A 14005-nucleotide genomic window follows, 5' to 3' on the forward strand; every position below is an offset into this window, starting at 1 on the left:
ACTCCACCGGCAAAACTGCTCTGTTTGCACATCACAGCAAAAAGCGGTCGGTCTCCTCGCTCATATCGACGAAGCTATCGGCAGCCTCGACGAGTTCGTCGGCGGTCGATTCGGCGAAACAGACCACTTCGATCCGCACGCCTTCGTGTTTGAGGTGGTGACAGAGCCGCGTGAAATCGCCGTCGCCAGTACAGAGAACGATCGTATCGACGTGATTCGCAAGCGTGATCGCATCGAGACAGATCCCCACGTCCCAGTCGGCCTTCTTCGAGCCGTCGGCGAACGTTTTGATATCCTTGATCTGTGTCTCGAAGCCGATATCGACGAGCGCGTCGAAAAATGACTCTTCTTCCGGAGCGTCGGCTCTGATCACGTAGGCGATGGCTCTGGTCAACTCTCGGTCGGAGACCGCTTCCTCAAGCAGGGCCGCATAATCGATATTACGCGTGTACATGCTCTGTGCCGTGTGATACAGATTCTGCGAATCCGCCAGCACGGCCACACGCTGGTTTGGATGAATCTCGCTCATACACTGATTCGTCGAGCCAGCCGTTTATGCGTTATTACAGGCTCTTATTTGGGCTGTCAGTCTTCTTGCCAGTAGTAGATGTCTTCTTTCTGTGCACCACAGGACGGACACTCGTCGGGAATATCCTCGATCTGGCCCATCTCGCCGCACTCCCAGCAGCGCCACATGATCGCGTCGCCGTACTCGGCCTCGCCCGGCCCCGGCAGCACTGTCACGTCCTCCTCAGCCCTGACGTAGAAGCCCTGTTCATCGATCCCACGGACAGTTCCGAGTTGTTCTCCGTGTTCGTCGTACACCGTCGTCCCCGGTTTGAGTTCGCGCTGATTGTCTGTTTCACTCATGTATATCTGTAATCTCGCTATCAGTATAAACCTATGTGTACTGTTCTCAACCCACTCGAATAATCGTGGGTTCAGCGAAAAATTCACCCTCAGGAGATCTCAAAGATGAAAATCGGGGTTCAGGATATAATACGGATGCCAGTCTATCCCGAGTTGATGCAAATCACAAGGGTTCTCTTTCCAGACCGGGCCCGGCAGAGCTTTACACTCAAGATGGGGGTCGGGTTCGCCCAAATTGTCCTGGTGACGCTGATTTTCGGGGCTGCGATGGCTGCCGAACTGTCGGCCGCAGCCGAGACCGGAGACGTAACGTCCGTTCAAACTGTAGCGCTGTCCGGATTTCTGGGGTTGATTCTGTTGACGGTGATCAATCTCGGTCTGTTTGCAGCGACAGTCGGCGGAAACACGGCAGCATCGTTGCGACGCCTCGAATACAAATCCGAACAGATCGGTGACGGCGATCTCGATGTGGATCTCTCGACTCGTCGCTCGGACGAAATCGGTCGATTATACGATTCGTTCGACGACATGCGCCGCTCGCTCCGGGAGTCGATTCAGGACGCCGAACGTGCTCGCGAACAAGCCACCGAGGAGAAGGAGCGAGCCGAGCAGGCCCGCCAGGAGGTCGAACAGGAGCGCGAACGCCTCGAAACGATCAACCAACGACTGCAAGACGACGCGGCTCGGTTCAGCGAGACGATGGACGCCTGCGCTGCCGGGGATTTCACCCGTCGGCTTGACGCCCAGAGCGACAACGACGCGATGGTCGCGATCGAAGAGTCGTTCAACGAGATGATGACACAGATCGAGGGGCTCGTCGGCCGGATTCACTCCTTCGCGGAGGAAGTCGCTGTCGCCTCCGAGGAAGTCAACGAGCAGGCGTCGACGGTCCGTGAGGGTAGTCTGGAGGTCAGTACGGCGATTCAGGAGATTTCCGACGGCGCAGACGACCAGACCGACCGAATCCAGACCATCGCCGGGGAGATCGAAGATATCTCCGCGGCGACCGAGCAGATCGCATCCAGTGCGGCACAGATGGCATCGACCTCGCGGGAGGCGGTCGAGACCGGCCAGCAGAGCCGCGAGACCGCAGAGCAAGCGATCAGCGAAATGAACGCCGTCGAACAGCGGACTGCCGACGCCGTTGATTCGATCGAACAACTCGAATCCGAGATGGACGCCATCGGTGAGGTGACCGACCTGATCGCCGAGATTGCCGAGCAGACGAATATGCTCGCGCTGAACGCGTCTATCGAGGCCGCCCGCGCGGGCGAAGCAGGCGAAGGGTTCGGGGTCGTCGCCGACGAGATCAAATCACTCGCCGAGGAGACCAAAGAGGCGACCGACGAAATCGAGGGACTGATCACGCAGGTACAGTCCCAGACCGACGAGACCGCTGGCGATATCCGCGAGACCAGCGAGCGAATCTCCTCGGGGCTGGAGACAGTCGAAGAGACCGTCGACGCGCTCGAACGGATCGTCGAGAACGTCGAGGAGGTCAACACCGGAATCGAAGAGATCGACCGCTCGACGGACACGCAGGCCGACTCCGCAGAACAGGTCGTCTCCATGACCGACGACGTGGCGAATATCTCTGAAGAGACCGCCGCTCAGTCAAGTGAAGTGGTCGAGACAGCCGACCGCCAGCGCGAATCCGTCGAATCGGTGTTCGCCCGCACTGACGAACTCTCCGAACGAGCCAGTTCCCTACAAGAGATTCTCGACGAGACGAAGGTCCGCCAGAATCGCGAAACTGACGGCGAGACGCTGGAGGGACGAGCATGATCGGCGAGATTTCGACGTGGTTCGCGGTCGGCGCGCTCGGGATGGCCTTCGGAACAGTCATCTTCGCCGGCGGATTGCTTCGAGCAGACGCAGACGTCCGGAAGTACTACGCGACGCTGACGGCGATCAGCGGGATCGCCACAGTGGCGTACGTGGTGATGGCACTCGGGATCGGTTCGGTCACTGTCGGTGACCGGACGGTATTCATCCCCCGATATATCGACTGGCTGCTCACGACGCCGCTGTTGTTGGCGTATCTGGCGATGCTGGTCGACCCGGACAGGGCTCTGTTCTGGAAGATTATCGCCGCCAATATCGTCGTGATCGTTGCCGGATTCGGCGCGGCGCTGCTTTCCGGTGTCGAGCGCTTTGGGCTGTTCGCGGTCGGCGGACTCGCTTTCGTCGTTCTCGCGTATCTTCTGCTCGGCCCGCTCACCCGCCGCTCGCGCGGTCAACGAACCGAATCGCTGTTCCGGGGATTGCGAAACCTGACCGTCATCCTCTGGGCGACCTATCCGATCATCTGGCTGCTCGCCCCGTCTGGATTCGGTCTCCTGACAAACCTCACGAACGTGTTGCTGGTGACCTATCTCGATTTGATCACGAAAGTCGGCTTCGGGCTGATCGCGCTCAACGCAGGTGCGGTGTTGCGCGAACAGCTTCAGAGTTCGTCTGACTCTGCTCCCGTTGGGAACTGAGACGCCTCAGTTCGCGGTGCTGACGATCTTGATCACGTCGCCTTCTTCGAGTTCGTGATCCTCGCCGATGCGCCGGTTCTCGCGGGCATCGACCGCGTGAAGATAACCCTCGCCGATATCCGAGTGCACCGCGTAGGCCAAATCCAGTGGCGTCGACCCGCTGGACAGCAGGTGTGCGTCGGGAAGCATCCGGCCCTTGCCGTCGATCCACTTCGTCTCGTTTTCGACCGGATAGGTGGTGATCTGATCGAGGAGGTCGTAGACGACCGTGTTCAGCGCCGTCTGGACACCCGTCCCGCCCCACTCCTCCGTTACTGTGCGGATCTGTTCGAGTCCCTCCCGCTGCTGGTCGCTCACGTCGCCGCTGATCGAGAACGTCTCGTCGCCGGGATCGTAGTCGACGACACCGGCCTCCGCACCCCGGCGAAGCGCGAGTTCACCGTCTGCAGTCGTCGGAATAACGTGATCTGCGGCCTCGCGCAGGCGGTCGATGTTGTCCTCTGGAGCGATGTCGGCCTTGTTGGCGACGACGATCATCGGCTTGGTCTGGGCGCGCACTTCCCGGGCCAACTCGCGACGATGGTCGTCACTCCACTCGCGGGGATCCTCGGGATACTCGGTGTTGCGGAGAATGATCGCGATGTCTGCCACCGTGGCGCCGACGCCGGTCAGCATCTCCGACAGCGAGTCGTCGATGTCGAAATCCGGCGACCGCGACTGCCGTTCGATCGTCTCCCAGTTGCGCTCGATGATCGAAGCCAGCCAGCGATCCATCTCGGTCTCGATGAAATCCAGATCCTCGACCGGATCGTGTTCGCCGACTTCGACCGGTTCCCCCTCCTCGTCGGTCGCACCGGCGGCATCGACGACGTGCAAAATCGCGTCGGCGTCGGTCAGTTGGTCGAGAAACTGATTTCCCAGTCCTCTCCCTTCGTGGGCACCGGGAACGAGTCCCGCCACGTCGAACAGTTCGACGGGGACGTATCGCTTGCCGTCGCGGCAGTTGTCGCTGTCACAGCGTTGGTCCCGGTCGAGACAGGGACACTCCGTACGGGCGTAGCTAACTCCCCGGTTCGCGTCGATGGTCGTGAAGGGATAGTTACCGACTTCCACGTCGGCCATCGTCGCCGCGGTATAGAATGTGGACTTGCCGGCGTTTGGCTTGCCGGCCAGCGCGAGAGAGAGCATACACTCTCTTTCCAGCCCCGGGGAAATGCCTTTTCGGTTCCCGACAGTCAGTTCTCCGGTGGCTCCGGACCGAGTCGTTCCCGGTCGGACTCTTCGGTGACCGCTTCATCGGCCCGCTCGTCGACATCTGTCGCGGGTTCGGGCTCCGGGACGACCGAATCCTCGATGACGTTCTCCGAGACCATCGAGGTTTCCTCGGTGGCCCGGATGCCGCCCTCGACGGTCGCCTCCCGGTGGACCTCGACGAACTCACCGGAAACGTCGCCGCGGATTACTGCGTCGGGACCGATGCGGACCGTCCCCTCACGGGTCGTCACGTTGCCGGTGACTTCCGTCCGGGCACCGACAGTGATTCCTTCGCGTGCGCGAAGACTGCCGAAAATCTCGTTGTCCCGGCCGACGACCAGTGATTCGGCGCGGATGTTGCCGTGGAGTCGGCAGTCGTCGCCGATCCGGCCCGGCGTCGAAACTTGCCAGGCGTCGTCGCTGACGCGGCTTCCCTTCGGGATCAACACCGGCTTTTGGCCGTGTTCGTCGTCGACGAGCGAGGCGACGAGTTGCTCGGCGGCCTCCTCCTCGCCGATGCGGAGCAGCTGGGAGAGGTACATAAAGAGGAAGACGATGGTCGGCATCGGATCGCGGATAATGATCCGACCGTTGGCGTCGAATCCCTCCTCAATGTCGACATCGTCGCCGATATCGAGGTCGCCGGCGACGCGCAGCCCTCCGCCGATCTGTACGCGCTCGCCGAGATAAGCGTCCTCCCCGACGAGGACGTTGTCGGTCACTTCACACCACATATCGAGTCGGCAGTCGCCCTCGGCTTCGATGTGGCCGCCGAAGACCACCCGCTCGCCCGCGATGACGTTGGCCGCCCGGACCCCGAATTCGACGGTGCTCTGGCTCCCGATGATGACATCCCCTTCCGTCACGAGGTCGTGTTCCTCGACGTGGATTCCGTCCGGAATCACTAATTCGTCGAGTGGATCTGAGCGAAACGTCGACACACCTATATGAGCGGTTTCGACCGTATTAAATACTCATGCTGTGTCTGACGGGCGTCTGACGGGCGCAAGACGACCGCAAGACGACCGCAAATCTCTCCATCGACGGGTCCGTTGAAGAGGCTGACACTCCAACCAGTGGGCAATGACAGAGGAAGTCACCGCAGCAACACGCGCGGAGGCGGTCGTCGACGCCCTCGGCGCGCTCTATCACGACAATCTCGACCCCGACGATTTCATGCTCTTTCCCGACGACGGCGGGGTGACGATCGAAGCCGACGGCGAACTCAGCGACTGGGAAGAGACCTTCGGTGGCCGCCCGGCCTTCGAGTGTCTGGTGCGGACCATTCTCAGCCAGAACACGAGCGACACGGCGAGCCAGCCAGCCCACGAGAATCTGCTCGACCGCTACGACGACGGCGGTGATCTGGCCGAAACGCTGGCGGCTGCCGACCACGCTACCCTCGCCGAGACGATTCAGTCGGCCGGGCTGTACAACCAGAAAGCCAAGAAGATCATCGGGGCCGCCGACTGGGTACTCGACGAGTACGGCTCTGCCGAGGCGTTCAACGAGTTCGTGACCGCTGGGGACCCCGCGGAGGTTCGGGAGACGCTGCTCTCCGTCGACGGCGTGGGACCGAAGACAGCCGACTGTGTCTTGCTCTTCTCGGGCGGACGCGGCGGTGTCTTCCCCGTCGATACCCACGTTCACCGGATCGCCCGCCGGATGGGGCTGGCCGACCCCAGCGCTGATCACGAAGCAGTTCGCGAAGCGCTGGAGGCGACCGTCCCGCCAGAGAAATGCGGCTTCGGCCACACCGCGATGATCCAGTTCGGCAGAGAGTCCTGCTCGGCCCGCAAGCCGGCCTGTCTTGACGACCCCGAAGCCTGCCCACTGGCGAACCTCTGTGAGCAGGTCGGCGTCGACCCGGTTGAGGGGACTGTCACCGACCCGGCCGATACCGTCTGAATTCCGTCTTCTTCTGCCCTCGGGTTTATATCAGAAGGCGCGGCCAACTCGCCGCGTGCGCTGGCCCGCGCTGCTGTGCTGTGTGCTCGCCGTGACTGTTGCGCTCCCGACAGCGGTCGCGTCGTCGCCGGACGCGGTACAAGCGTCGCCGACAGCGGTGTGTCCGTCAGCGACCGACTCCTCGGATACTCAGGGCGCCGACTCGACGGGCCCGCGAATCGTCGAACTCTACCCGGATCCTGCGGCACACGAGGACGCTGGGGAGTTCGTCACGGTCGAGTTTTCCGCGGGGACCAATCTCAGTCGTTTCGCGTTACTCGACGAGGACAGTCCCGTCTCTCTCGGCGACCGGACGAACCGGAGCCATCTCCGCGAACGGACCCGAATTACGTTCTCGACGGACCCGGCACTCACTGATCGATTCACGAACAGAACGGTCCATTCCCTCCCCGACCGTGTCCAGTTGGCCAACGGCGGTGACGACGTTCGACTCCTCCGTGACGGGACGGCCGTCCAGCGTGTCAGCTACGATAGCGCGACCGAGGCCGAGGTCTACGGGGTCGGCTCCGGCGACTGGCGACCGCTGTGTGCGACCGATCACCCGATCAGGACGGCTCGCGGTGGCTCGGTCGAAGCGTTCGTCCTGCCGGACGAACCGACCCGCGCCGTCGAGTTTCTCGATTCGGCCGATGAGCGGATCTATCTGGCCGGCTACACGCTCTCTTCGCAGGCTGTCGTCGACGCGCTCGTGGCGGCAGACGACCGTGGTGTCGCGGTACGGGTCCTGGTCGACGGCTCGCCAGCCGGCGGACTGAGCGACGCCGCAGCGGCCGCGCTTACAGAGTTGGACCGCTCGGGGGTTGACCTCCGGCTCGTCGACGGAGAGCGAGCCAGGTATCGCTTCCATCACCCCAAATACGCCGTCGTCGACGGCCGTGCGCTCGTCACGACCGAGAACTGGAAGCCAAGTGGCCTCGGCGGCCGCTCCAGTCGCGGCTGGGCTGTCATCACCGACCAACAACGCATCGTCGACGGCCTCGTACAGACCTTTCGCTCAGACACCGGCTGGATCGATGCGACGGTGTGGTCGCCACCGAGTCACTCATCTTCCGAGACAGAGCCCCCATCAGAGCGGTATCCTGCCGAGTTCGAGACACGCTCGTTTGCAGTCGAGCGGACGGAGTTGCTTCTCACGCCGGACAACGCCGAGAGTCGTCTCCGCCAACTCATCGAAAACGCCAGCACGTCCATTCGGCTCAAACAGGTCAGCATCGGCGACGAATCGTTTCCACTCCTGCAGGCCGTGCTCGATGCCGCGAGGCGTGGCGTCGAAGTCGAAATCCTGCTGAGCGGCGCGTGGTACGTCGAAGAAGAGAACGAACGACTCCGGCGCTCGCTCACCGAGCGGGCCGCAGCCGAAAATCTCCCGGTAGAGATCCGCGTCGCCGACCCCGGCGAGCGCTACGAGAAAATCCACGCGAAGGGGCTGATCGTCGACGGGGATACCACCGTCGTCGGGAGCATCAACTGGAACAACAACTCCCTCCAGAACAACAGGGAGGCGGCCCTGTTGATCGAAAGCGACGGGGTGGCCTCGTATTTCGGCCGGGTCTTTGCCGCCGACTGGGAGGCCGCAGCGTCGACGGAGTCTCCCCGGGCAGTTCCGGTCGGACTGATCATCGCAGTCTGTTTCGCTGTCGTGCTTGCGGGGCTCGGACTCCGGACGCTCACCTTCGAGTCCCGGTCCAAACGCAGTCAGTCGAGCCTCGAAGACCAATCGGTGCGTACCTGATCTCGCCGCGCGAGCGGCATCGGGCCGAGAGCACCCCGGCCACGCGTCGTTCGTGGTCGTTCACTCCCCTCCCAAAGTTTGGTTCAAATCCGTTTAAATCGTATTGTAAGGGCCTGAACAATTCATTTACGGCAACTGTCTTTCCCCCTTATGTGGCTCGCTCGCCCAGTCTGGGATGCAATGAGCGCACCAAAACTACTCGCAATCGTGGTCGGATCCGTCATGCTGCTCGGCGGCGTCGCCGCTGTCAGCGCGGCCGGCCCTGGAGAGATGAGCGCAGATAACGCACCCGTGGATGACGGTGTTCCGTCAGAGGCCGCCGACCAGGCCGCGGACGCAGACGAGCAGTCTGCTGCGGAAGACGCCCAGTCTGAACAGGACGACAAGCGCGCGGACCGCGCGGGCAACACCTCGGTCGGTCCGAGTGACGGACCCCCCGAACAGGTTCCGGATCACGTCAGTGAGATCCACAAGTCAATCGAATCGTTCCTCGACGGAACGATTGCAGACCTCGGTGAGACACTGCAAAACGCCCTTGGCGGCGGCGAACAAGCCGCTGACGGCGAATCGACCGACGAGAACGATGCTGCTGCGGACGCCGACAGTGCCGCTACCGACGAATCCGACAGCGATGTTGCCGAGGAGGCTGCGGACGACAGTGCAGAAGATGAAGATGCTGGCGAGACCAGCGCAGACGAGGATACGACCGACGGCGACTCGGCCTAATAACCAACTGTTATACGCAGTAATTTCATAATTAATTATAACTATGACAGACCATCATCTGGATAGACGGAGCTATCTCGCGGGACTGGGCGCGGCCGGCGTGGCCGGTATCGCCGGCTGTAACCGCGGTGGCGTGGTCGCACAGACGGGGACCCTCGCAACAGCAGTGACCGACCAACCCGGCGACATCGCCGACTTCGACTCCTGTGTCGTCACTATCGTCGGCGTCTGGCTCGGTCCCGCCAGCGAGACCGAGGGTGCCGAAAACGAGACTGAAGACGGCTCCGCGGACGACGAAGAGACCGAGGGCGGCGAAGAGAGTGAGCGAGAGTATCTCGAATTCGACGAGCCGCAGCAAGCGGATCTCGTCGAGTTGCAGGGTGACAATACGCAGCTCATCGACGAGCGGGAACTCACAGTCGGTGAGCACGGCTACCTGCAGTTGGATACCGACGGTGTCGAGGCGACGCTCGAAAACGGTGAGTCGGCGACGGTCGAAGTGCCCGGCAACGCACCGCTGAAATTCAACGCGGCCTTCGAGATTCGAGCGAACACCCGAACCGTGTTCACCGCCGACTTCACGCCGGTCAAACGCGGCAACTCCGGCAGCTACAACCTCCAGCCAGTGGCCAGCGGGGTCGCTGTCGAATACGAAGAGATCGAAGCGGAAAGTACCGGCAACGAAACTGAGAGCGACGGTAACGACACCGACGGCAACGACGAGTAATTCGGTCTTCTGTTTTCGCTTCGTTCACAAGCGAGAAGCGTCGGTTCTCGCGATCAGATTTCTTCCGGCATGACCGCCGAACTGCCGAGTTCTTCGTCGATTTCGGCGTCGGCCATCTTCTCGACTAACGCCTCGATGACCTGTTCGCGCATGCCTTTGACGAACTTGATCGAACCGACGACGAGGTGACCGCCACCGCTGACGCCACCGCCGGGTACATCCTCTTTCAGTTCGGCGACCATCTCGGGGATATCCAGCCGAACGCCGTCCGAGCGGAGCACGGCGAAGTCGGGACCGAAGCCGATGGTGATGACGGGATCACCAGTTTCGGCGACCTTCTTGTCGTGGATCTTGCCGGTCGTCTTGCCGGGTGCGGGGTAGGTGAACCGCCGGGCGTGGCGTTCGACGTCGATCCGGTAGAGGCGAGCGCCGTTGTCGAGGTCTTCCTCGGTGACGTGCTCCATCGCAGCGTCGAGTTGCTGGTCGACGTCACGAGCGGCACGCTCGCTCAACAGATCGACGACCTGTTCGTGACGGCTGCGGTCGTCGCAGTTGACGTTCAGGATATCGTTGACGAACTCCCGGCCGTCGTTGTACCGCAGCCAGTAGGTCGCGTAATCGAGCGCTTCGCCGATGTCCTGGAGGTCGGCGGTATCGTAGCCGACCTCGCCCGCGAGATCCAGGTAGTCGTCCATCGCCTCGCCCTCCGAGCGGTCGGCGATGCCGGCCACTGCGGGGACGTGGCGGAGTTCGTCGGTGACCTCGGGGTCGATCATTCGGGCGATTTCGACGCTCATCATCCCCGTCGTGATCCGGTAATCTTCGTCGTGGAGATACGGATTGACGTGGTGTTCGGTGAACTCCTCGACCGCCTCGGGGTCCGGATGGTGATGATCGACGACGAGAATCGGCGCGTCGTAGTGTGCGAGATTCCGGTAGGCCGGCGTGTCTTCCTCTGTGCTCCCGTTGTCGAGCATCAAAAAGAGGGGAAGCTTCTGCCCGTGGCGGGTCTGGTTCTCCAAGGCGAAGTTGAGATCACGGGTCACGTCTTCGAGTTCGTAGAAGGGTGCCTTGCTCGGCAGCCGTTTGAGCAGATGTTGTGGGGCCTCCGGGTCTTCCCACGTCTGCTCGATGAACCGTTCGAGGGCGTACTGCAGCGGGACGCTGGCACAGAGGCCGTCACCGTCGGCGTGGTGGCGAATCCGGATCGGGCGACCCGAAAGAACGGTCTCGCGGAGTCGCGTCGCGACCGCCTGCAGGTCGTCGTGGAGCTTCTCGAAGGCCGGCCACTCGACCAGCGGCTCGACATCCGCCGCGCCGATTGCGTCGCTTCCGGTCACTGCGGCTTCGGCCTCTGCCTCGTCCTCGCCGGAGAGGACCGTGACTTCGTCGGCTTCGAGCTGGTAGGCACCGTTTCGGCGCTCGACGGTTCCGGTGACCCGCACGAAGTCATCGAGGTCGACCTCGGGGTAGGCTCGAACGCCGGCCTCCTCGAAGGCGGCACACGGGACGACCCGGTCGGGTGTACGGACCTGGAAAATCGTCGGCCCCCCGGTCTGTTTGATCTGGACGACCTGGCCGTCGAGGTGGACATCCTCACCGGCGATCTCCTCGAAGTCGACCGTCGTCGCCTGCGTCCCCGGTCCGACGGGTTTCGTCTCGTACTCGGCGACCTGTACCTCGATGAAACTGATATCGCCGTCCTCGCGGACCGCATCGAGTTCGACGATCAGGTCGTCACCGACATCGTAGGTGCCGATCAGATTCGAGCTGTGGACGAGTCCGGAGAGCGCCTCCGAGATATCCACGAAAACGCCGTACTCGACGACACCGTTGACCGTCGCGTGATACTTGTTCCCCTCTTCGACGTCCTCTACTCCGCACTGTGAATCGAGATCGTAGACGACCGTCGACCGCTCGAAGTCGGTACCGTCATCCCCGGTACCATTGGGTGTAGACATATACACCACGTAGGACACTGTCAGGTTTTTAAGCTTCGATCTGTCGGCGCGCCTATTCGGAACCCTTAGAAGGCGGCAGACCCGACCTCACTCCATGCGATGCCTTCGGGGACACTGTCCCGACGGTATATTTGATCGTGCTCATAGCAGCCAGTCCGACGGGATTCGGGGACCGGGTGACCGGCGATGAACCGGGTCGTTGCTCAGGGAACCTTCGACATCCTCCATCCCGGTCACGTTCATTACCTTCGTGAGGCCAAAGCGATGGGCGAGCAACTGCACGTCATCATCGCTCGGGCGAACAATGTGACTCACAAACCCGATCCGGTCGTCCCCGGCGCACAGCGCGTCGAGATGGTCGAGGCACTCGACCCGGTCGATCACGCCCGACTCGGCGACCCCGAGGACATCTTCGTGCCGATCGAGGAGATCGAGCCGTCGGTGATCGCGCTGGGTCACGATCAACACCACGATATCGAGAAACTCGAAGCCCAACTCGCCGACCGCGGTATCGGCTGTACTGTCGAACGAGTCTCCGGCCGCGAAGCCGGCGACAACGAACTGCTCTCCAGTGGTCGAATTATCGACAAAATCCTGGCAGAACGAAGCTGACGGCGTCCTTGCGTGCAGCCGTCCACGTCGCACCGCACTACTCGACGCGTAGTTGCACCAGCGGCGACTCCCATTCGATCTGATTTCCACTGACAAGTCGGAAGGAGTACTCACCGCGCCCGGGATTCCGGCCGCGGATGTCGATCATGTTTCCGTCGATCTCCTTTTCGAGGAGATCCTCCGGCGTCTCCTCGGTCCGGACCATCACCAACTGGAGGGGCTGTTGCTCTCCGAGTTGGATGATTTCCCCGTCGCGATCCAGCGCGCGCATCTCGTAGGTTTCCCAGCGATCCAGCGGCACGTCGAGTGGCTGCTGGTGCCAGTGACTGTTCGACCTTTGGCCGTGCCAGTGGATCTGGACCAGTCGCGTGTCAGTCTCAGGATCGTAGACTTCCATCGGGAACGAGGAGTTGAGGACGCGATTTCCTGCCTGCAGCGTTTCGGGACCCTCGCCGCGCTCGTCGGGCTCGTCGTCTGTTTCCTCGGAGTCACCGACACAGCCAGCTACCCCGAACGCAATCGCGGAGAGACAGCTTCCGAGGACTGTTCGACGAGACTGTACCATTGTATCGTTACTCATGGTTCGATACTGAATCATGTTTGGCGGGTTGACGCTGTTCGCGCCCGACCGTCGGTCTGGCTGAGTCGATCATCGTTCGATCGACATCGGCGGCATATTCAGAAACGCCGTCTGATATCCTCGGTGTCGTGCGACCTGTGGCGGCGAATCGACGACGAGATCGAACGACGCAGACTCGCCGAGATCGGCCGGAATCCCGTAATGATGGCCGAGTTCGTCGTCGATCGTCTCGGTGAGTTCGCCGTCGACGACTCCCTCGACAGAGAGGGTGATTTCCGGAAGTGGAATCCGGTTGTACGGCGTCCGGGGGGAGACGAGCAGGTACCCAGTGTCGTCGGGTGCAAGCCGGGAGTCGTCGAGATACGAGACGACAAATTCCGCGTCGTGGCTGTTCGGGGGGTTGCCGTCGACCGACTGGCCCAGCAGTTCCCCGGGATACTCCTCGGCGGGTGGCAGCACCATCGCCGGCATATTCCGGCCCATCTTGCCGCCACTCATTGGTTCCGCCGCGGCAGCGGACCCGCGCCGCTGCTCGTCGAACGTCTCGGTCCGCTCGTTGACCGTTTCGAGTTTCTCCTGAGTGAACTCGAACTCGAACGTCGCTGTGACCGTCTCCTCGAATCGCCCCGCGAACTGTCCGGTCTTGCGGACGACGGAATCGTTGATCGGGCGCAACTGAAGTTCGACCTCGTAGGTCCCCTCTTCGGGAAGTGATCCGCTGTGTCCATCGCTCGCAAACTGCCGATTGTCGCCGAAGTGAAAGCCCATCCCCTGAGAGATCATCGGCCAGGGTCTCCCCGGCCGACCGACGAGCGACTCGTCATTGTATACCCGCATCGGCCCGGCGACGTTGACCGGGAGCAACTGCTCCGTCTGCGCGTCCCAGATCATGAACATGAAATGCAGCGACTGGCCCGCGGAGGTAATCACGACGAGGATATTCCTCGGGGTCCGGGAGAGACATTACCAACCGATTTGCCAGACTCCATTTTCGGTGTTCTGGTGCAGGTGTCGAACTGTCGGCCGAGAGCGGTGGATTCGTCGGGGTCACCGACCGAGGAGGTTTTGAGGATCGAACGGGTACGCTGTGGC

14 protein-coding genes are annotated in these 14005 nt (G+C 62.0%); 7 read left to right on the plus strand and 7 right to left on the minus strand.

Annotation, left to right across the window (positions count from 1 at the left end; translation table 11 throughout):
• Positions 1–31: 31 nt before the first annotated feature.
• Both V8P86_RS13265 and V8P86_RS13270 read right to left on the minus strand, forming a co-directional pair.
• The gene (locus tag V8P86_RS13265) at positions 32–529 is read right to left on the minus strand and encodes a LabA-like NYN domain-containing protein (RefSeq protein WP_336327756.1); all 498 of its coding nucleotides are present in this window, start codon (positions 527–529) and stop codon (positions 32–34) included.
• A gap of 56 nt (positions 530–585) precedes the next feature.
• Complete coding sequence (locus tag V8P86_RS13270) at positions 586–870, minus strand: DUF7130 family rubredoxin-like protein (RefSeq protein WP_336327757.1); 285 nt, start codon at positions 868–870, stop codon at positions 586–588.
• 156 nt (positions 871–1026) lie between these two features.
• Here V8P86_RS13270 and V8P86_RS13275 point away from each other — a divergent pair, with 156 nt between their 5' ends.
• Both V8P86_RS13275 and V8P86_RS13280 read left to right on the plus strand, forming a co-directional pair.
• Complete coding sequence (locus V8P86_RS13275; RefSeq protein ID WP_336327758.1) at positions 1027–2655, plus strand: methyl-accepting chemotaxis protein; 1629 nt, start codon at positions 1027–1029, stop codon at positions 2653–2655.
• Positions 2652–3353, plus strand: a complete 702-nt coding sequence (locus V8P86_RS13280; RefSeq protein ID WP_336327759.1) for a bacteriorhodopsin — start codon at positions 2652–2654, stop codon at positions 3351–3353. The genes V8P86_RS13275 and V8P86_RS13280 overlap by 4 nt, the downstream gene beginning before the upstream one ends.
• Before the next feature lie 6 nt (positions 3354–3359).
• On the opposite strand, the gene V8P86_RS13285 is transcribed toward V8P86_RS13280, so the two are convergent.
• Both V8P86_RS13285 and V8P86_RS13290 read right to left on the minus strand, forming a co-directional pair.
• Positions 3360–4541 carry a redox-regulated ATPase YchF gene (locus V8P86_RS13285; RefSeq protein ID WP_336327760.1) on the minus strand — a complete coding sequence of 394 codons (1182 nt, stop codon included), beginning with the start codon at positions 4539–4541 and terminating at the stop codon, positions 3360–3362.
• 47 nt (positions 4542–4588) lie between these two features.
• Positions 4589–5548, minus strand: a complete 960-nt coding sequence (locus V8P86_RS13290; RefSeq protein ID WP_336327761.1) for a polymer-forming cytoskeletal protein — start codon at positions 5546–5548, stop codon at positions 4589–4591.
• A 142-nt stretch (positions 5549–5690) separates the two neighbouring features.
• Here V8P86_RS13290 and V8P86_RS13295 point away from each other — a divergent pair, with 142 nt between their 5' ends.
• The 4 genes from V8P86_RS13295 to V8P86_RS13310 all read left to right on the plus strand — a co-directional run bounded on the left by V8P86_RS13295 (position 5691) and on the right by V8P86_RS13310 (position 9760).
• A complete protein-coding gene (locus V8P86_RS13295) occupies positions 5691–6515 on the plus strand; it encodes an endonuclease III domain-containing protein (RefSeq protein WP_336327762.1) in 825 nt (274 codons plus the stop codon).
• Positions 6516–6570: 55 nt separating this feature from the next.
• Entirely contained in the window at positions 6571–8307 is a 1737-nt protein-coding gene (locus V8P86_RS13300; RefSeq protein ID WP_336327763.1) for a phospholipase D-like domain-containing protein, read from the plus strand.
• 180 nt (positions 8308–8487) lie between these two features.
• Positions 8488–9033 (plus strand): hypothetical protein, encoded by a 546-nt coding sequence (locus V8P86_RS13305; RefSeq protein WP_336327764.1) that lies wholly within the window; start codon positions 8488–8490, stop codon positions 9031–9033.
• Between the two features lie 43 nt (positions 9034–9076).
• A complete protein-coding gene (locus V8P86_RS13310) occupies positions 9077–9760 on the plus strand; it encodes a DUF4382 domain-containing protein (protein WP_336327765.1) in 684 nt (227 codons plus the stop codon).
• A gap of 53 nt (positions 9761–9813) precedes the next feature.
• On the opposite strand, the gene han is transcribed toward V8P86_RS13310, so the two are convergent.
• The gene (gene han / locus V8P86_RS13315) at positions 9814–11721 is read right to left on the minus strand and encodes a Hef-associated nuclease (RefSeq protein ID WP_336327766.1); all 1908 of its coding nucleotides are present in this window, start codon (positions 11719–11721) and stop codon (positions 9814–9816) included.
• A 186-nt stretch (positions 11722–11907) separates the two neighbouring features.
• Between han and V8P86_RS13320 the strand changes: the two genes are divergently transcribed.
• Positions 11908–12333: an FAD synthase family protein gene (locus V8P86_RS13320; protein WP_336327767.1), complete on the plus strand. Its 426-nt coding sequence runs from the start codon at positions 11908–11910 to the stop codon at positions 12331–12333.
• Between the two features lie 37 nt (positions 12334–12370).
• Here V8P86_RS13320 and V8P86_RS13325 read toward each other — a convergent pair whose 3' ends face one another.
• Positions 12371–12913, minus strand: coding sequence for a hypothetical protein (locus V8P86_RS13325; protein WP_336327768.1), 543 nt, complete (start codon positions 12911–12913; stop codon positions 12371–12373).
• 69 nt (positions 12914–12982) lie between these two features.
• Entirely contained in the window at positions 12983–13843 is an 861-nt protein-coding gene (locus V8P86_RS13330) for a DUF7350 domain-containing protein (protein ID WP_336327769.1), read from the minus strand.
• Positions 13844–14005: the final 162 nt, after the last annotated feature.

This window comes from Halovenus anhuiensis, from assembly GCF_037080055.1.
Classification (GTDB): domain Archaea; phylum Halobacteriota; class Halobacteria; order Halobacteriales; family Haloarculaceae; genus Halovenus.